The 19287-nt window shown below is 59.7% G+C and carries 18 protein-coding genes; 17 read left to right on the top strand and 1 reads right to left on the bottom strand.

Going from position 1 to position 19287, the window contains the following annotated elements; all coding sequences use genetic code 11:
• The first annotated feature begins 9 nt into the window (after positions 1-9).
• From mnmG to ACZCWR_RS01745, 16 genes are all read left to right on the top strand, one after another.
• Positions 10-1959, top strand: coding sequence for a tRNA uridine-5-carboxymethylaminomethyl(34) synthesis enzyme MnmG (gene mnmG, locus ACZCWR_RS01820; RefSeq protein ID WP_487302047.1), 1950 nt, complete (start codon positions 10-12; stop codon positions 1957-1959).
• Positions 1956-2630 (top strand): 16S rRNA (guanine(527)-N(7))-methyltransferase RsmG, encoded by a 675-nt coding sequence (gene rsmG, locus ACZCWR_RS01815; protein WP_487302046.1) that lies wholly within the window; start codon positions 1956-1958, stop codon positions 2628-2630. The genes mnmG and rsmG overlap by 4 nt, the downstream gene beginning before the upstream one ends.
• Before the next feature lie 63 nt (positions 2631-2693).
• A complete protein-coding gene (locus ACZCWR_RS01810) occupies positions 2694-3467 on the top strand; it encodes a ParA family protein (protein ID WP_487302045.1) in 774 nt (257 codons plus the stop codon).
• Positions 3468-3519: 52 nt separating this feature from the next.
• Positions 3520-4422, top strand: coding sequence for a ParB/RepB/Spo0J family partition protein (locus ACZCWR_RS01805; RefSeq protein ID WP_487302044.1), 903 nt, complete (start codon positions 3520-3522; stop codon positions 4420-4422).
• A gap of 15 nt (positions 4423-4437) precedes the next feature.
• Positions 4438-5538: an SLC13 family permease gene (locus ACZCWR_RS01800; RefSeq protein ID WP_487302043.1), complete on the top strand. Its 1101-nt coding sequence runs from the start codon at positions 4438-4440 to the stop codon at positions 5536-5538.
• 270 nt (positions 5539-5808) lie between these two features.
• On the top strand, positions 5809-6318 hold the full coding sequence (locus tag ACZCWR_RS01795) for an ATP synthase subunit I (RefSeq protein ID WP_487302042.1): 510 nt from the start codon (positions 5809-5811) through the stop codon (positions 6316-6318).
• A 211-nt stretch (positions 6319-6529) separates the two neighbouring features.
• Positions 6530-7381 carry a F0F1 ATP synthase subunit A gene (atpB, locus tag ACZCWR_RS01790; protein ID WP_487302041.1) on the top strand — a complete coding sequence of 284 codons (852 nt, stop codon included), beginning with the start codon at positions 6530-6532 and terminating at the stop codon, positions 7379-7381.
• Between the two features lie 90 nt (positions 7382-7471).
• Complete coding sequence (atpE, locus tag ACZCWR_RS01785; protein ID WP_244826609.1) at positions 7472-7741, top strand: F0F1 ATP synthase subunit C; 270 nt, start codon at positions 7472-7474, stop codon at positions 7739-7741.
• A gap of 134 nt (positions 7742-7875) precedes the next feature.
• Entirely contained in the window at positions 7876-8346 is a 471-nt protein-coding gene (locus ACZCWR_RS01780; protein ID WP_487302040.1) for a F0F1 ATP synthase subunit B, read from the top strand.
• 2 nt (positions 8347-8348) lie between these two features.
• Positions 8349-8891 carry a F0F1 ATP synthase subunit delta gene (locus ACZCWR_RS01775; protein WP_487302039.1) on the top strand — a complete coding sequence of 181 codons (543 nt, stop codon included), beginning with the start codon at positions 8349-8351 and terminating at the stop codon, positions 8889-8891.
• A 66-nt stretch (positions 8892-8957) separates the two neighbouring features.
• Positions 8958-10499 (top strand): F0F1 ATP synthase subunit alpha, encoded by a 1542-nt coding sequence (gene atpA, locus ACZCWR_RS01770; RefSeq protein WP_487302038.1) that lies wholly within the window; start codon positions 8958-8960, stop codon positions 10497-10499.
• 74 nt (positions 10500-10573) lie between these two features.
• Entirely contained in the window at positions 10574-11458 is an 885-nt protein-coding gene (gene atpG, locus ACZCWR_RS01765; protein ID WP_487302037.1) for a F0F1 ATP synthase subunit gamma, read from the top strand.
• A 44-nt stretch (positions 11459-11502) separates the two neighbouring features.
• Positions 11503-12897, top strand: coding sequence for a F0F1 ATP synthase subunit beta (atpD, locus tag ACZCWR_RS01760; RefSeq protein WP_487302036.1), 1395 nt, complete (start codon positions 11503-11505; stop codon positions 12895-12897).
• A 76-nt stretch (positions 12898-12973) separates the two neighbouring features.
• Positions 12974-13399 (top strand): F0F1 ATP synthase subunit epsilon, encoded by a 426-nt coding sequence (locus ACZCWR_RS01755; protein ID WP_487302035.1) that lies wholly within the window; start codon positions 12974-12976, stop codon positions 13397-13399.
• Positions 13400-13556: 157 nt separating this feature from the next.
• Positions 13557-15266 (top strand): AMP-binding protein, encoded by a 1710-nt coding sequence (locus tag ACZCWR_RS01750; protein WP_487302034.1) that lies wholly within the window; start codon positions 13557-13559, stop codon positions 15264-15266.
• 606 nt (positions 15267-15872) lie between these two features.
• Entirely contained in the window at positions 15873-16820 is a 948-nt protein-coding gene (locus tag ACZCWR_RS01745; RefSeq protein ID WP_487302033.1) for an alpha/beta hydrolase, read from the top strand.
• Position 16821: 1 nt separating this feature from the next.
• Here the strand turns inward: ACZCWR_RS01745 and ACZCWR_RS01740 are convergent, their stop codons facing one another.
• Complete coding sequence (locus ACZCWR_RS01740; protein WP_487302032.1) at positions 16822-17646, bottom strand: transporter substrate-binding domain-containing protein; 825 nt, start codon at positions 17644-17646, stop codon at positions 16822-16824.
• Between the two features lie 162 nt (positions 17647-17808).
• Here ACZCWR_RS01740 and hemE point away from each other — a divergent pair, with 162 nt between their 5' ends.
• Positions 17809-18897, top strand: coding sequence for a uroporphyrinogen decarboxylase (gene hemE, locus ACZCWR_RS01735; protein WP_487302031.1), 1089 nt, complete (start codon positions 17809-17811; stop codon positions 18895-18897).
• The last annotated feature ends 390 nt before the right edge of the window (positions 18898-19287 follow it).

Below are 19287 nucleotides of genomic sequence, written 5' to 3'. Positions count from 1 at the left end.
GAAATCCCAATGCTTTATCCCTCAGAATTCGATGTGATCGTCGTCGGCGGCGGTCACGCAGGCACCGAAGCCGCTTTGGCGTCGGCGCGCATGGGCTGCAAAACCCTTCTTTTGACGCATAACATCGAGACTTTGGGTCAGATGAGCTGCAATCCGTCCATCGGTGGGATCGGAAAAGGCCATCTGGTCAAGGAAGTTGATGCTTTGGGCGGCGCAATGGCTGCCGCTACGGATGAGTCGGGTATTCAATTTCGAATTCTCAACTCGTCAAAAGGGCCTGCAGTCCGCGCGACACGGGCGCAGGCGGACCGTCTGCTTTATAAGCAAGCGATACGGCATCGGCTCGAAAATCAGCCAAATCTATGGCTTTTTCAGCAGGCCGTGGATGATTTGATGGTCGAAGGGGATCGCGTAGTCGGGGCGGTGACCCAGGTGGGACTTCAATTCAAGGCCCGCACGGTGGTGCTCACGGCAGGAACGTTCCTCGATGGAAAGATTCACGTGGGGCTGAATAACTATGTGGGTGGCCGGGCGGGCGATCCTGCTGCAGTTTCGCTTTCGGCGCGCCTTAAAGAGTTGAAACTGCCGCAGGGACGCTTGAAAACGGGTACGCCACCGCGAATCGACGGTCGTACCATCGATTTCTCCAAGCTCGAAGAACAGCCGGGCGACCTCGATCCTATCCCCGTATTCTCGTTTCTTGGCCGCGTCGAGCAGCATCCGCGCCAATTGCCGTGCTGGGTGACGCATACGAACGAGCGGACGCACGACATCATTCGCTCGGGTTTGGACCGTTCGCCGATGTACACCGGGGTCATCGAAGGCGTTGGACCGCGTTATTGCCCTTCGATCGAGGACAAAATCCATCGTTTTGCCGCTAAGGATGCGCACCAGATTTTTCTAGAGCCTGAAGGACTAACCACGAATGAGTTCTATCCGAACGGAATTTCGACGAGTTTGCCCTTCGATGTTCAATTGGAGCTTGTCAGGTCGATGCGAGGGCTTGAACACGCCCACATCCTCCGTCCCGGATACGCGATCGAATACGACTACTTTGATCCACGCGCGCTGAAGGCGTCGTTGGAGACAAAAGTTATCAACGGATTGTTCTTTGCCGGTCAGATCAACGGTACGACCGGGTACGAAGAAGCTGCGGCGCAAGGGCTGCTGGCAGGCATCAACGCGGGGCTACAGGTACAAGGAAAGGATGCGTGGTCGCCACGTCGCGACGAAGCGTATCTCGGGGTCCTGGTCGATGATCTCGTCACGCGCGGCGTGTCCGAGCCGTATCGTATGTTTACGAGTCGCGCGGAGTACCGTTTGTCACTCCGCGAAGACAATGCGGATATGCGTCTAACGGAAATTGGGCGTCAATTAGGTGTCGTGGATGATATCCGGTGGGATGTCTTTAGCCGAAAACGTGAGGCTGTTTCACGTGAAACACAGCGCCTCGCGGCAACTTGGGTCAATCCGAAGACGCTTCCCGCAGTAGAGGCGACCGCTTTGCTTGGAAAGCCCATCGATCACGAATACAGCCTCGCGGACCTGTTGCGTCGCCCCGGCATTTCCTATGACGGCATTTGCGCATTGAAAGGTGGCACATGCGGACCGGAGCTGCCGCTTTCCGACGATCCTGTCTTGCTGTCGCAGATCAAGGAGCAAATCGAAATTCGCACGAAGTATCAGGGTTATATCGATCGGCAGGCGGATGAGATCGTACGAAACGGTGCGCAGGAAAACACGCGCTTACCCGAGGCCATCGATTACACCGAAGTTCGCGGATTGTCGTTCGAAGCGCGGCAGAAACTCATCCAGCATCGTCCCGAGACGATTGGCCAGGCTTCGCGTATATCAGGCATCACGCCCGCGACTATTTCGCTGCTCATGGTGCATTTGAAACGCGGCCTCGGACGACGAGGCAAAGGCGATCAAGACGCGAACGCCACGGCGGTGCAATGACGGTAAAAAATCAATCGCTGGCTGAAATGCTGGACAACGGGAGCGCGGAACTGGGCGTCGCGCTGTCATCAACGCAGAAAAGCCAATTGCTCGATTACGTCGCGTTGCTTGGAAAGTGGAACTCCGTCTACAACTTGACGGCGATCCGCGACCCACGGCAAATGATGATTCAACACATTCTGGACTCCCTCGCGCTGGTGCCTGCGCTCATCGCGAGGAGGGCCGGCAACGTCCTCGACGTGGGTTCGGGCGGCGGCCTGCCGGGCATCGTGCTCGCGATTGCCTTGCCCGAATTGGAAATTACGCTGAACGACATCGTTCACAAAAAGACGGCCTTTCAATCTCAGGTCAAGGCTCAGCTTCGCCTCGGAAATCTATCAGTCGTAACCGGCCGCGTCGAAGCGCTCCGCGAAGGCCACGAAGTCACCAAAAAATTCGACGTTATCGTGTCCCGCGCGTTCGCAGAGCTAGCAGATTTCGTTACACTTTCGCGTCACCTCGTGGCGGATGGCGGGCGCATCCTCGCCATGAAGGGCATCCGTCCGGAAGGGGAAATCGCAAGGTTGCCAGCAGGCGCGCAGGCAGTAAGCATTGAGCGATTAAATGTCCCGATGCTCGATGCCGAGCGTCATCTCATCGAAATTGCGGTTGAACCCGCACACCAGTCGTAGGTTCTTACGCGGCATTCCAGGCACGCTGATCTTCTGACAGCGAAGAAACGAGGACACAAAACGATGACAAAAATCTTCTGCGTCGCAAATCAGAAGGGCGGCGTTGGAAAGACGACCACGGCGGTCAATCTCGCGGCGAGTCTCGCAGGGTTGGAACAGCGCGTGTTGTTGATCGATCTGGATCCGCAGGGCAACGCGACGATGGGCAGCGGCATCGACAAGTCGGCGTGCGAACACACGGTCTATGAAGTGCTCGTCGATGGCGTCAAGATTCGCGATGCGCGTGTCCGTCCCGAAGCCGTGGCTTACGACGTCCTTCCGGCTAATCGCGAATTGGCCGGTGCAGAGGTCGAACTCGTCGAAATGGAAAATCGCGAGCGTATCCTTCGTGACGCCATCGCCGATATAGTTGATGACTATGATTTCGTGTTAATCGATTGCCCGCCTGCATTGTCGCTGCTGACACTGAATGCGCTCTGCGCGGCACATGGCGTCGTCATCCCGATGCAGTGCGAATATTTCGCGCTGGAAGGGCTGTCGGACCTCGTGAACACCATCAAGCAGGTCCACGCGAATCTCAACCGCGACCTGAAGGTGATCGGCCTGTTGCGCGTGATGTTCGATCCGCGCATCACCTTGCAGCAACAAGTCTCGGATCAACTCAAGGAACACTTCGGCACCAAGCTGTTCGATGTCGTGATTCCGCGCAATGTGCGGCTTGCGGAAGCGCCGAGTTATGGCTTGCCAGGCGTCGTGTTCGACAAGTCCTCGCGCGGGGCGCAGGCGTATATCCAGTTCGGTACGGAAATGATCGAGCGCGTTCGCGCGCTTCAGTGAACGTGAAGGCAAACCCATTCGATGCGGCACTGAACGCCGACGGAGGAAAGAAATGAGCGCTGTGATGAAGAAGAAGGGGTTGGGACGGGGCCTCGAAGCGTTGCTCGGCGGCAGCGTCGATATCACTGAAGCAGTGAAGAGCGAGGGCATGCCGACGGTGCTGCCGCTCGACAAGATGCAGGCTGGCAAGTATCAGCCGCGCACGCGCATGGACGAAGGCGCGTTGCAGGAGCTGGCTGCGAGCATCCGCGCACAAGGGTTGATGCAACCCATTCTCGTGCGCTCGATCGGCGAAGACCGCTACGAGATCATTGCGGGCGAGCGGCGCTTCCGCGCGGCGCGTCTGGCGGGTCTGGACGAAGTGCCGGTTCTGGTCAAGAACGTGCCGGATCAGGCCGCCGCCGCGATGGCGCTGATCGAGAACATCCAGCGCGAGGATTTGAATCCGCTGGAAGAAGCGCAGGGCATCCAGCGTCTGCTCGATGAGTTCACCTTCACGCACGAACAGGCGGCGGAAGCCGTGGGCCGATCGCGCAGCGCGGTGTCGAACCTGCTGCGTCTTTTGAACCTCGCCACACCCGTTCAAACGATGCTGCTCGCAGGCGACCTCGACATGGGCCACGCCCGCGCGCTGCTCGCCGTCGATGCCGCCACGCAGATTCAACTGGCGAACGTTGTCGTGAATCGCCGGTTGTCGGTGCGTGAAACCGAACGTCTCGTCGCGATGACGACGAAGGAAGCGCCCGCCAAGAAAGCGAGCGTCGCGAACGATGGCGGACGCGATACGCGTCGTCTCGAAGAAGAGTTGTCCGATCTACTTTCGGCGAACGTGAAGATCAAGGTCGGCGGACGCGGACGCGGCAAGGTGACGATCGATTTTGGCACGCTGGATTCGCTCGAAGGCATTCTCACGAAGCTGCGCGGCAGCATCGAAGCGCCGAGTCCGGCCGCCTGACGCACGCGGCCTGACTTGCTCGCGCGCGTGTGGAGAGCCGTCTGCAAGGAGCCGGTTCTCAGCATTCTCGTCCTCGCGCTGATCGCGTTGCAGATTGCGCATCCGCGTGCGTGGCGTTCGTTGCCCGGTCTCGTCGATTGGCAAACGGTGCTCACGCTCGCGGGATTGCTGATTCTGACGAAGGCGATCGAATTGTCAGGATTCCTGATGTGGGCGGCGCATCGGCTTGTGCATCACATTCATGGTGAGCGTGCGCTTGCATTGTTGCTGGTCGCGTTGGCGGCGGTTTTATCGACCGTGCTGACCAACGATGTCGCGTTGTTCGCCATCGTGCCGCTCGCGCTTTCGCTGAACAAGCTCGCGCCGTTGCCGATCAGGCGGCTCGTGATCGTCATTGCCATCGCGGTGAACGCGGGATCGATTCTCACGCCGCTCGGGAATCCTCAGAATCTCTTTCTTTGGCAGACCAGCGGCGTTTCATTCGGCGCGTTCGTCTGGGCGTTGCTGCCGCTTTGCGTCGCGTTGATGTTGCTGCTCGCGGTCGTCACCGTCTTCATGTTTCGCTCGACGCCGCTCGATCTTTCCGGCGATGTCGAAGCGCATCCCGTCGATCGCGTGCTGTGCGGCGTGAGCGCGATTGCGTTCGCCATCTTCGTGACGCTTGCGGACCTGCATCACGCGGTGCCGGGACTCGCGTTGCTCGCCATAGGCTTCCTGTTGTGGCGACGCGAGGCCGTGCTGAAGATCGACTGGTTGCTGCTGCTCATCTTCGTGATGATGTTCATTGTGCTGCGCAGCGCGGCCGCATTGCCGGCCGTTCATGCGGGCATTGCTCGACTTGGAATCGGCACGCCGGTGCGCGCGTATGCGGCGGGCGCGGTGCTATCGCAAGGCATCAGCAACGTACCGGCGGCCATCATGCTCGCCGAGTTTTCGAAGGACTGGCGCGCGCTGGCTTACGGCGTGAGCGTGGGCGGCTTCGGCATCGCGATTGGTTCGCTGGCGAGTCTGATCGCGGTTCGTTTGTCTGGTGAAAGAGGAATGTGGCTTCCGTTTCATCTCGTATCGATCCCGTTCTGGTTCGCCGCAGCCATCATCGGATGGGCACTCGTCTAAGCTAGCCAACGCATTTGTGCGCTGCATGAAAATCTCCTTGCAGCCGCAAGAAAAGTCTCCCTTTTGAGATCAAATTTTAAGGTTCGTCCGCTTGGCTTTTGACACACCTAAACTATTGAATCCCCGACAACAATCGCTTACAATCGCCCGGATTTATCAGCTAGGCCACCTCGAAAGCGCGACGAAAGCGCAGGGTGATTTTCCGGACTTTTGCTTGAAGGTTTGAAGACGGTGCGAGAGCTGAATCGAGCGCCGCGGAGCGAATGGAACATGCAACCCCACGCTCATGAGACCGGCAACAAGAACGCTTCCGGAGATCATCCCCGCCATTCATCGAACGACTCGTGGGATGCCGAAGCGCAAGACAACAATATCGTTCCGCTCACGCGGGATCAGGCAGAGAAGCTGTTCGGTCCTGAAGTGAGTCGTCCATCGCGGGTCACGCCTTACAAGGTGGTGGCCGCGCAAATGGTTTTGTCCCTGGGTGCGACGCTGCTATGGTGGCTGTTTTACAAGCCGCCGGGAGATGCTGCGCTGTCGGCCTTTCTGGGAGGAGCAATCTGCTGGGTGCCGAGCGCATTGTTCGCCGCGCGCCTCAAAGCAAAAAGCGGCGCGGAGACGATCATGAGCTGGATGATCGGCGAGGCGCTCAAAATGGGAGCGACGATTGCTATGTTCGTGGCGATCGCTTACGGGTATAAAGGCGCACTCTGGCTGCCGCTGCTCGTCACGTATATCGTCGCCCTCAAGACTTACTGGGTTGCCATGGCCTTGCGCTGATCGTGTCGATCGCGCGCCGATAACCTCCCGGGTAAGTGCGGACTGACAACGCCGCCGGTAGCATCAACCATGAGCAGTTTGAGCAGGCAGGATAAGCAGGCGCGGTTCTCACACCGCGCACGGGCCTCCCGCCCGGAGCCGCGACGCGAAGCGCCGGCTCGGAAGCGGCAGGCGTCGAAAGATTTTTGACAATTTGGGTGGCTTTAACGATATGGCAGCTAGCGAAGGAACGCACGCTCTGGACCCGTCCGAGTACATTGCGCACCACTTGCAGAATCTTTCCACGCATCCGCAGACGTCGATCTTCGACATCCACGTCTGGAATCTGGACACGTTGTTCTGGTCCATTGTGTGTGGTGTCCTTACCATCGTCATTCTCGGGTTGGCCGCGCGCCGGGCAACTTCGGGCGTTCCGGGGCGCTTCCAGTGCGCCATCGAAATGCTGGTCGAGATGGTCGAAGATCAGTCGAAGTCGATGATCCACGGCAGCCGCCGTTTCATCGCGCCGCTCGCGCTGACCGTGTTCGTCTGGGTCGCCCTGATGAACTCGCTCGACTTCATCCCCGTCGATCTGCCGAGCACGCTCATTCGCGTGTTCGGGCTCGAAGGCGTGCTGCCGCATCATCGCATCGTGCCGACGGCCGATCTGAACGGCACGCTCGGCATCGCGCTCGGCGTGTTCGTGCTGATGATCTACTACAACTTCAAGATCAAGGGCGCAGGCGGCTTCGTGCACGAACTGCTGTCCGCTCCGTTCGGCGCGCATCCGCTGTTGTGGATTCCGAATCTCGCGCTGAACATCATCGAGTTCGTCGCCAAGACGGTTTCGCTCGGCATGCGGTTGTTCGGCAACATGTATGCGGGTGAACTGCTGTTCCTGCTGATCGCGCTGCTCGGCAGCATGTGGCACTTCGGCGCGGACGCCTCTGTACTTGGTTTTATCGGCCACGTGGTCGCGGGTACGGTCTGGGCGATCTTCCACATTCTGATCGTTCTGCTGCAAGCGTTCATCTTCATGATGCTGACGCTCGTGTACATCGGTCAGGCGCACGACTCTCACTAACTCAGCAAGAGAGTCAGCGGCAGGTCCAGAATCGCTTAAGTTTCAATTTTTATAAATCCAGTTCCAAAGTCTTTAATCAAAGGAGTGAACATGAACGCTTTCATCGCCAACATCCAGGGTCTGACCGCCATCGGTATCGGCATCATCATCGGCCTGGGTGCAATCGGCGCCTGTATCGGTATCGGCCTGATGGGCGGCAAGTACATCGAAGCGTGCGCCCGCCAGCCGGAACTGATGAACCCGCTGCAGACCAAGATGTTCCTGTTGGCTGGTCTGATCGACGCGGCGTTCCTGATCGGCGTTGGTGTGGCAATGCTGTTTGCGTTCGCGAACCCGCTGCTCTCGAAGCTCGCAGGCTGAGGTTCCTCGGAAGTGTGCGTCCGGTCTTTTAACAGGACGCTAGACGGAACGGATAAGGCGCTGATCGAGCACAACTGCCGATGAGCGCCTTTTAACCGTTTCCCTCCGAACAAAGCAACGTTTAAGGAAACACCGTGAATCTCAACGCAACCCTGTTTGCGCAAATGGTCGTGTTTCTGATCCTCGCGTGGTTCACGATGAAGTTCGTGTGGCCGCCGTTGATCAACGCCCTCGACGAGCGCTCAAAGAAGATTGCCGACGGCCTCGCCGCCGCCGACAAGGGCAAGGCGGAACTCGAAGCAGCGCACAAGCGCGTCGACCAGGAACTCGCGCAAGCGCGCACGGATGGCCAGCAGCGCATCGCTGACGCTGAAAAGCGTGCCGCCGCCGTCGCCGAAGAAATCAAGGCCAATGCTCAGGCCGAAGCCGCGCGCATCGTCGCGCAAGCGAAGCAAGACGCCGATCAGCAGGTCGTGAAGGCACGCGAAACGCTGCGCGCCGAAGTCGCCGCGCTGGCGGTGAAGGGCGCCGAGCAAATCCTGAAGCGCGAAGTCGATCAGCAGGCGCACGCCGACTTGCTGAATCAACTCAAAACCGAGCTCTGATCATGGCCGAACTTGCAACCATCGCTCGTCCTTACGCGGAAGCGCTGTTCCGCGTGGCCGAAACCGGCGATCTCGCGGGCTGGTCCACGTTCGTCGAGGAATTGGCACAGGTTGCGCGTCTGCCCGAAGTGGAATCGGTCGCGTCCAGCCCGAAGGTGAGCCGCGAGCAGATCGCCGACCTCATGCTTTCCGCCGTGAAGTCGCCGCTCGCCACGGGCAACGCTCAGGCGAAGAATTTCGTCGGCATGCTGGTGGACAACCATCGGCTGCCGCTGCTGCCGGAAATCGCTGTTCAGTTCGATGAACTGAAGAACGCCCGTGAAGGGGCTGCCGATGCTCACATCGTGAGCGCGTTCCCCCTCGAAGGCGAGCAGTTGAACGGCCTCATCGCCAGCCTCGAACGCAAGTTCAAGCGCAAACTGAAACCGTTCGTCGAAGTCGATCAGTCGCTGATCGGCGGCGTTCGCGTGACGGTCGGCGACGAAGTGCTCGATTCCTCGGTCCGCGCGCGCCTCGCCAGCATGCAGACGGCTCTGACCGCTTAAGTACCCAACGAGGCGGTCGTCCGTGCTTAGCTGGCACGCAACAGAATTGACTATCAGGAGCGAATAATGCAACTCAATCCCTCTGAGATCAGCGAGCTGATCAAGAGCCGGATCCAGGGCCTTGAAGCGAGCGCGGACGTTCGCAACCAAGGCACCGTGATCTCCGTGACCGACGGTATCGTGCGCATCCACGGCCTGTCGGACGTGATGCAAGGCGAAATGCTCGAATTCCCGGGCAACACCTTCGGCCTCGCGCTGAACCTCGAACGTGACTCGGTTGGTGCCGTTATTTTGGGCGAGTACGAGCACATCTCGGAAGGCGACATCGTCAAGACGACGGGCCGCATTCTCGAAGTGCCGGTCGGTCCGGAACTCATCGGCCGCGTGGTCGATGCGCTCGGCAACCCGATCGACGGCAAGGGCCCGGTCAACGCCAAGGCCACCGACGCAATCGAAAAGATCGCGCCGGGCGTGATCTGGCGTAAGTCGGTGTCGCAGCCGGTGCAAACGGGTCTCAAGTCGATCGACGCGATGGTGCCGATCGGTCGTGGCCAGCGCGAGCTGATCATCGGCGACCGTCAGTGCGGCAAGACCGCGGTGGCTGTCGATGCGATCATCAACCAGAAGGGCAAGGACCTGTTCTGTATCTACGTCGCGATCGGTCAGAAGGCTTCGTCGATCATGAACGTGGTGCGCAAGCTCGAAGAAACCGGCGCGATGGCGTACACCATCGTCGTGGCGGCTTCGGCTTCGGAATCGGCCGCGATGCAATACCTCGCGCCGTACGCCGGTTGCACGATGGGCGAATACTTCCGCGACCGCGGTCAAGATGCGCTGATCGTCTATGACGATTTGACCAAGCAAGCGTGGGCGTATCGCCAGATTTCGCTGCTGCTGCGCCGTCCGCCGGGCCGCGAAGCGTATCCGGGTGACGTGTTCTATCTGCACTCGCGTCTGCTCGAACGTGCGGCTCGCGTGTCGGAAGACTACGTCGAGAAGTTCACCAATGGCGAAGTGAAGGGCAAGAGCGGTTCGCTGACGGCGCTGCCGGTCATCGAAACGCAAGCCGGCGACGTGACCGCGTTCGTTCCGACGAACGTGATCTCGATTACCGACGGCCAGATCTTTCTGGAAACCGACTTGTTCAACGCGGGTATCCGTCCGGCAATCAACGCCGGCGTGTCCGTGTCGCGGGTCGGTGGTGCGGCTCAGACCAAGGTCATCAAGAAGCTGTCGGGCGGTATTCGTACCGACCTCGCGCAGTATCGTGAACTGGCTGCGTTCGCGCAGTTCGCGTCCGACCTCGACGAAGCCACCCGCAAGCAGCTCGAACGCGGTCGCCGCGTGACCGAACTGCTCAAGCAGCCGCAGTATCAGCCGCTGCAGGTGTGGGAACTGGCGGTGTCGCTGTTCGCGGCCAATAACGGCTATCTGGACGATCTCGAAGTCTCGCAAGTGCTGCCGTTCGAAAAGGGCCTGCGCGAATTCCTGAAGACCAGCCACGGCGATCTGATTAAGCGCATCGAAGACAACAAAGACTTGTCGAAGGACGACGACGGCGCGCTGCATGCCGCGCTGAAGGACTTCAAGAAGTCGGGCGCTTATTGATCGGCATAAAGAGGCAACGCGCGATGCGAACGTGGAACACGCCGTGTCGCGCGGCTTCGATCAAGGAGTAAGCAATGGCTGGAATGAAGGAAATTCGCGGCAAGATCAAGAGCGTGCAGAACACGCGCAAGATCACCAAAGCGATGGAAATGGTCGCCGCATCGAAGATGCGCCGCGCCCAGGAGCGCATGCGTTCCGCTCGTCCCTATGCCGACAAGGTCCGCGCGATCGCCTCGCACATGAGCCGAGCCAACCCGGAATATCGCCACCCGTTCATGTTGAAGAACGAAGGCGCGAAGACGGCTGGCCTCATCCTCGTCACGACCGACAAGGGTCTGTGCGGCGGCATGAACACGAACATCCTGCGTGCGTCGTTGGCGAAGATCAAGGAACTCGATCAGAGCGGCGTGAAGATCGAGGCATCGGCGATCGGCAACAAGGGTCTGGGCTTCCTGAACCGGCTGAAGGCGCAGGTCGTGTCGCAAGTCACGCAACTGGGCGACACGCCGCATCTGGAAAAGCTGATCGGCGCGATCAAGGTGCAGCTCGACCTGTATTCGGAAGGCAAGATCAACGCGGTGTATCTGGCATACACGCGCTTCATCAACACGATGAAGCAGGAAGCGGTGATCGAGCAATTGCTGCCGTTGTCGGTGGACGATCTCCACGCGAAGGACGAAGACGGCGTGACGCCGAAGACTTCGTGGGACTACATCTACGAGCCGGATGCGCAAACCGTGGTGGACGAGTTGCTCGTGCGCTACGTCGAAGCGCTCGTCTATCAGGCGGTCGCGGAAAACATGGCGTCGGAGCAGTCCGCGCGCATGGTCGCGATGAAGGCCGCGTCCGACAATGCGAAGACCGTGATCAACGAACTGCAGCTCGTCTACAACAAGAGCCGCCAGGCCGCGATTACGAAAGAGTTGTCGGAAATCGTCGGTGGCGCCGCTGCGGTCTGATTTTGCTGACCGCGTGAAAGAACACAGTATCTAAAGGAAATGCGATGAGTACTACTGCTTTGGTAGAAGGCAAGATCGTACAGTGCATCGGCGCCGTGATCGACGTGGAGTTCCCGCGCTCGCAGATGCCGAAGATCTACGACGCGCTCATTCTCGATGGCTCCGAACTGACGCTCGAAGTCCAGCAACAGCTGGGCGACGGCGTGGTGCGTACCATTTGTCTGGGTGCATCGGACGGCTTGCGCCGTGGCACGATCGTCAAGAACACCGGCAAGCCCATCAGCGTGCCGGTCGGCAAGCCGACGCTCGGCCGCATCATGGACGTGCTCGGCCGTCCGATCGACGAAGCGGGTCCGATCTCGTCGGACACGCTGCGCTCGATCCACCAGCAAGCGCCGAAGTTCGACGAGCTGTCGCCGTCGACGGAACTGCTGGAAACGGGCATCAAGGTTATCGATCTGATCTGCCCGTTCGCGAAGGGCGGCAAGGTCGGTCTGTTCGGCGGTGCTGGCGTGGGCAAGACCGTGAACATGATGGAACTCATCAACAACATCGCGAAGGAACACGGCGGTTATTCCGTGTTCGCCGGTGTGGGTGAGCGTACCCGTGAAGGGAACGACTTCTATCACGAAATGAAGGATTCGAACGTTCTCGACAAGGTCGCGCTGGTGTACGGCCAGATGAACGAGCCGCCGGGCAACCGTCTGCGCGTGGCGCTGACCGGTCTCACGATGGCCGAGCACTTCCGTGACGAAGGTCTGGACGTTCTCTTCTTCGTGGACAACATCTACCGTTTCACGCTGGCAGGCACGGAAGTGTCCGCACTGCTCGGCCGTATGCCTTCGGCCGTGGGTTATCAGCCGACGCTGGCTGAAGAAATGGGCAAGCTGCAAGAGCGTATTACGTCGACCAAGACCGGTTCGATCACGTCGGTTCAGGCCGTGTACGTCCCTGCGGATGACTTGACCGACCCGTCGCCGGCCACGACCTTCGGCCACCTGGACGCAACGGTCGTGTTGTCGCGTGACATCGCCTCGCTGGGTATTTATCCGGCAGTGGACCCGCTCGATTCGACCTCGCGTCAGATCGACCCGAACGTGATCGGCGAAGAACATTACTCGATCACGCGCGGCGTTCAGCAGACCCTTCAGCGTTACAAGGAACTGCGCGACATCATCGCGATTCTGGGCATGGACGAACTCGCGCCGGAAGACAAGCTCGCCGTGGCGCGCGCGCGTAAGATCCAGCGTTTCCTGTCGCAGCCGTTCCACGTCGCGGAAGTGTTCACGGGTTCGCCGGGCAAGTATGTGCCGCTGAAGGAAACCATTCGCGGCTTCAAGATGATCGTCGATGGCGAATGCGATCATCTGCCGGAACAGGCGTTCTACATGGTCGGCACGATCGACGAAGCCTTCGAAAAGGCCAAGAAGATCCAGTAAAGGCCAGGTGTATCGATGCGGACGCCAGCCAAAAGCCGGCGTCCACCCATACACTGCCCTCAGGAGTCGAACATAAATGGCAACCATCAAGGTAGACGTCGTTAGCGCGGAAGAGCAAATCTTCTCCGGCCAGGCGAAGTTCGTCGCGCTGCCGGGCGAAGCAGGTGAACTCGGCATTCTGCCGGGTCACACGCCGCTCATCACGCGCATTCGTCCGGGCGCGGTGCGCATCGAGACGGAAGACGGTTCAGAGGAGTTCGTGTTCGTCGCGGGCGGGATTCTCGAAATTCAGCCGGGCGTCGTGACCGTGCTCGCCGACACCGCCATTCGCGGCGCCGATCTCGACGAAGCGAAAGCCGAGCAGGCGAAGAAGCGCGCCGAGGAAGCGATGCAGGACAACAAGTCCGAGCTCGAATACGCCACCGCGCAAGCGGAACTGGCTTATGCGACGGCGCAAATCGCGGCCATTCAGCGTCTTCGCAAGGTGAACGCGAAGCACTGAACGCGCGTAGCGTCATGAAAAAGCAGCCTTCGGGCTGCTTTTTTTTCGCCCGATCGAACCGACGCGTGTTTGCGGGTAACACTCAATGCCCGCGCGTGACGCCGCCATGCACAATGAATGGCCTTCCAAATAGCCTTCATCCTGGCGGAGACATTCGATGGCAACTGAACAGACACCGCTCGACGGCCTTTCCTACGTTCGCGGCGCGACCGATATTCCGTTAAGCGATGCGACCGTCGCGCGGCATCTGCGCGAAACGGTCGAGCGTTTTGCAGAGCGGCCGGCCGTGGTGTTCCGCGAGCAAGGCATTCGCTGGACATGGCGCGAGTTTGCAAACGAAGTCGATGTGCTTGCCACGGCGTTGCTCGCGCTCGGCATCGAGCCGGGCGATCGCGTGGGCATCTGGTCGCCGAATCGCGCGGAATGGCTGCTGACGCAATTCGCGACGGCGCGCATCGGTGCGGTGCTGGTGAACATCAATCCGGCTTATCGGCTGGCGGAACTCGAATACGCGCTGAACAAGGTCGGTTGCAAGGCGATCGTGGCGGCCGAGCAATTCAAGTCGTCGAAGTATCTGGAGATGCTTCAGACGCTCGCCCCCGAACTCGCCGATGCCGCGCCCAACGCGCTTCACTCCAAAACGCTTCCCGCATTGCGCGCCGTCATCCGCATGGGCGACGGACGAACGCCCGGCATGCTCAACTTCGATGCGCTGATGAACGAGCATCGCGCGCACATGGACCGCGCACAACTCGATGCGCTCGAATCGCGATTCGCGCCGGACGAGCCGATCAACATCCAGTTCACCAGCGGCACGACGGGAAACCCCAAGGGCGCGACGCTCACGCACCGGAACATCGTGAACAACGCGCGCTTTATCGCCATGGCGATGCGCCTGACCGAGCAGGATTCGCTGTGCGTCCCCGTGCCGCTGTATCACTGCTTCGGCATGGTGCTGGCCGTGCTCGCGTGTGTATCGACCGGCTGCGCGATGGTTTTTCCCGGCGAAGCGTTCGATCCCGCCGCCACGCTCGCCGCCGTCCACGAGGAACGCTGCACCGCGCTGCACGGCGTGCCGACCATGTTCATCGCCGAACTCGATCATCCCGACTTCGCGAAGGTCGACCTCACGCGCTTGCGCACGGGCATCATGGCGGGCTCGCCGTGCCCCATCGAGACGATGAAGCGTGTCGTCTCCACGATGCATCTGAGCGAGATCACGATCGCTTACGGCATGACGGAAACCAGTCCGGTGTCGTTTCAAAGCTCGACCACCGATCCGCTCGACAAGCGCACGACCACCGTGGGTCGCGTCCAGCCGCATTTGGAAGTGAAGATCGTGGATGCGCTCGGCGAGATCGTGCCCATCGGCGTGACGGGTGAACTCTGCACGCGCGGGTATTCGGTGATGAAGGGTTACTGGGACGACGACGCCAAAACGCGCGAGACCATCATCGACGGATGGATGCACACCGGCGATCTGGCGACGCTCGACGAGCAAGGATATTGCAACATCGTCGGACGGCTGAAGGACATGCTGATTCGCGGCGGCGAGAACGTCTATCCGCGTGAGATCGAGGAATTTTTGTTCCGGCATCCGAAGATTCAGTCGGTGCAGGTGTTCGGCGTGCCCGATCCGAAATACGGCGAGGAAGTGTGCGCGTGGATCGTGCCGCGATCCGGCGAACGGCTCACGGAGGACGAAGTGCGCGAATTTTGCCAAGGACAAATCGCCCACTACAAGATTCCGCGCTATGTTCGTTTCGTCGACGATCTGCCGATGACGGTAACCGGCAAGGTTCAAAAGTTCGTGATGCGCGCGCGGATGATCGAGGAACTGAAAATCGCGGAAGCAAAAACTGCCTGAAAGCGAGCAGCAAAAACGACAAAGGGAGCGCAATACGCTCCCTTCTGTCATGGGACGAAACGTTTTGCCCTGAAACTCGCAAACTACGCAAACGTTTGTCCAGACGAAAAAAAAGCGGGCCTGGAGCCCGCTAAAAACCACACGCTACGGGGTTAGCGCGAGGAGACCAAACGTGGGATATTTCGATTCGACTTCGAATCTGAACGACCCCAACACGGATGCCCCAGGAAAGAGATCTGACACAAGCCAGACGCGTAAGCCGAGAGCAAATCCACAGTGCGTCACAACGCATCCGTGTTGAAACCGTTTGAACAGATTGTGGGCGAATTGATTCCGGGTCGCCGTAACAAAGTGTTTCAGGTTGTAACCCGCATTCCATAAGGCTGACGGTCAATTATCTCGCGTAAAGCGCGAGATTCCCGGGCATATATTGCCCATTATCCGAAGCACTTATTCGATGCAAAGTCCCGATTGAGAAAACGCCGCTTTTCGAGCGTCAGCATATATTCCGTTTTCAGGTGAAAATCGAACGGGCGAACGTATGAAAACGTCCGACATCACCTGCTGTATGCCATTCTCTCCCGACAAAAAGCACCGGAGACCTGCATGACCATCGATGAATCATTGCTGCGTTACTACCGAAATGTCGAGGAAGCGTTTCCCATTCTTCCCGATGATGCCGACGCGCAAGCCATCCGCCAGCGATTTTCCGACGTTGCCCGGGCTTATGCGCCTGCGCGCGATGAAAATATCACCATCGGAGAAATCGAGATTCCGCTGAACGGCCGAACACTTGCCGGGCGTATTTACCGGCCGAAAGCAGCAAGCGGTCAATTACCGCTCGTCGTTTATTTCCACGGCGGCGGATGGGTGGTCGGTGACCTCGACACGCACGACGCGCTTGTCGCCCGGCTCGCGCTCGATTCCCAGTGCGCATTCGCCAGTGTCGATTATCGCCTCGCGCCGGAGCATCCGTTTCCTGCGCCTTGCGATGACGCACTCGATGCGCTGATCTGGCTGGCGGAGCATCGCTCGCGGCTGGGTTTCGCGACGGACCGGCTCGGCGTGGGCGGCGACAGTGCTGGCGCGCATCTGTCGGTCGTCGCGGCGCGCGGCGCGAACGAGCGCGTGGCCGGGCTCGTCGGGCTGCAACTGCTGCTTTATCCGGTGATGCGGCGGCAGTTCGAAAGCGCGAGTTGCATTGCGAACGCGAACGGTCCGGGTCTCACCAACGACGAGATGAAGTGGTACTGGGCGCAATTCCTCTCGGGCGCGACACCGGACCCGCATGACGTGCGCGCCTTCCCGCTCGCCGAGCCCTTCGAGCGCACGCCAGCACGCGCGCTGATCGTCGCGGCCGCGTACGACACGCTCTACGACGATGCGCACGAACTCAAGCGCTTCCTCGAATCGAACGGCGGCGCCGTCGAACTGATCGATGCGCACGACATGACGCATGGCTTCGGCCGCATGCATCCGCAGTCCGAGGCGGCGAGCGCGTGGCTCCAAAAAATCGGCGTGCAAGTGGGCGAACTCATGCGCGCCTCCCGCTGATCTACTTCAGCCACTTGTCCACGACAGCCTGAAACTCGCCCGTCGCGCGCGCGAGATGCAGCCATTGATCGACGTACTGCTGCCACGCGACATCCCCGCGCGGCAGCAGATACGCCTTCTCCCCGAACTGAAACGGCTTGTCCGGATGCACCGAGCACAAACCGGGATTGAGCTTCTGCTGAAGCAGCGTTTCGGACGCATCCGTCACCATGACGTCTGCCTGACCATCCAAAATTTGCTTGAAGATGGTCACGTTGTCCGGGTATTCGATCAACTGCGCGTGCGGGAAGAACTGCTTGGCGAAGCGCTCGTTCGTGCCACCCGGATTGACGATGGCGCGCACGTTCGGCTGGTCGATCTGCTCGACCGTCTGATACTTGTCCTTGTCGTCGCAACGGACGATCGGCGTCTTGCCGTCTTCCATGTAGGGCGCGGTGAAGAACGCGCGCTTTTGCCGGTCGAGCGTGGTGGACACGCCGCCCACGGCGATATCGCATTTCGCGATGAAGTCGTTCATCAGATTCGACCACGACGTTTTCACATACGCGGGCGTCGCGCCGAGCGACTTCGCGAGACTTTCCGCCATGTCGATGTCGATACCCTCGAACTGTCCGTCCGGCCGCAGGAATGAGTACGGCTTGTAGTCGCCGGTCGTGCAGACGCGCAGCACGTGATTCGCAAGAATTTGATCGAGGCGCGAAGGAACCACGGCAGGCGCGCTCGCCGCCGCTGGTTTTTCAGCAAAGACGGCACCGGTTTCGACGGTCTGCGCGTGCGCCGAAGCTGTCAACATCGCGGCCAGCGCGAGAAAAAACGTTCGTTTCATTGATTTCCCCGAGAGCGATAGCGATAGCGATGACGATGACGATCGATCACCTGGCCGTCGATCATATCGACCGCACGAAGTCCTGAATACCTGGCCGAACGTCATAAGCCGCATGCATGCTCCGGTAGAATGAGCGATTCCCCGGCATCGGCATCGAGCGACGTGGCACACACTCTTCTGAACGACACCTTCCTTCGAGCGCTGTTGCGCCAGCCTACCGACTACACACCCATCTGGTTGATGCGTCAGGCGGGCCGTTATCTGCCCGAATACAACGCAACGCGCGCACGCGCAGGCAGTTTTCTCGGCTTGGCGAAGAACCCGGATTACGCGACCGAAGTCACGCTTCAACCGCTCGAACGCTATCCGCTCGACGCCGCCATTCTGTTCTCCGACATTCTCACCGTGCCCGATGCCATGGGTCTCGGTCTGAACTTCGTTCAGGGCGAAGGCCCGCGCTTCGAGCGAACCGTGCGCACCGAAGACGATGTGAAACGGCTCGCCGTGCCCGACATCGGCGCGACGCTCTCATACGTGACGGATGCCGTCAGCCAGATTCGCCGCGCGCTCACGGATGCGCAGGGCCGTCAGCGCGTGCCGCTCATCGGTTTTTCGGGCAGTCCGTGGACGCTCGCGTGCTACATGGTCGAAGGCGGCGGCTCGGACGATCATCGCACGGTGAAGTCGATGGCTTATTCGCGCCCCGACCTCATGCACCGCATTCTGGAGATCAACGCGCAAGCCGTCACCGCGTACCTGAACGCGCAGATCGAAGCCGGCGCGCAAGCCGTCATGATCTTCGATACCTGGGGTGGCGCGCTTGCCGATGGCGCGTATCAGCGCTTCTCGCTGGACTACATCGCCAAGGTGGTGGCGGGCCTCAAGCGCGAGCACGATGGCGCGCGCGTGCCGGTCATCACGTTCACGAAGGGCGGCGGATTGTGGCTGGAGGAAATCGCGTCCATTGGCGTCGATGCCGTGGGTCTCGACTGGACGGTGAATCTGGGGCGGGCGCGCGAAAAGGTGGGATCACGCGTCGCGCTGCAAGGGAATATCGATCCGAGCGTGCTGTTCGCGCCGCCGGACGCGATCCGCGCTCAAGCGCGCGGCGTGCTCGACAGTTTCGGGAATCATCCGGGACACGTGTTCAACCTCGGTCACGGCATTTCGCAATTCACGCCGCCCGAGCACGTCTCCGAACTCGTCGATGAAGTCCACAGCCACAGCCGGAAGTTGCGCACAACTCGCTAAACAAGCCTGTTTCATGTTGCAATGCAACGCGGGTTGATCGTTGCAAAACATGAACAGCGACTCTCGGTCGGTCGAAATTGCCCGCCACAAGCGGTAAAGCGCGCTGTCAAGATAGCAGTTATACACATTTTGTTCGCTGCGCCGCGCCATCAGACATATGGGGCGCAGCAACCAATAAAGCGTCGCTATATGTGTTCTAAGTACCTGATTTTAAGCATATTTAATGATGCTTACCCGAAATGTGGGCCAACCCACACCAGGGTTTCCAGACGGCCTTTGCGGCGTCATCCAATGCAGTTCTTAACAAAGTTATCCACAGGGCTGTGGAAAGCATCGGAAAATTAAAAATAATCTTCGGCTTACCGGCGTTTTTGATGTTTTACTTTAACT

Source organism: Caballeronia sp. A2-2, assembly GCF_057612605.2.
This window is presented reverse-complemented; position numbering and strand designations above follow the sequence as displayed.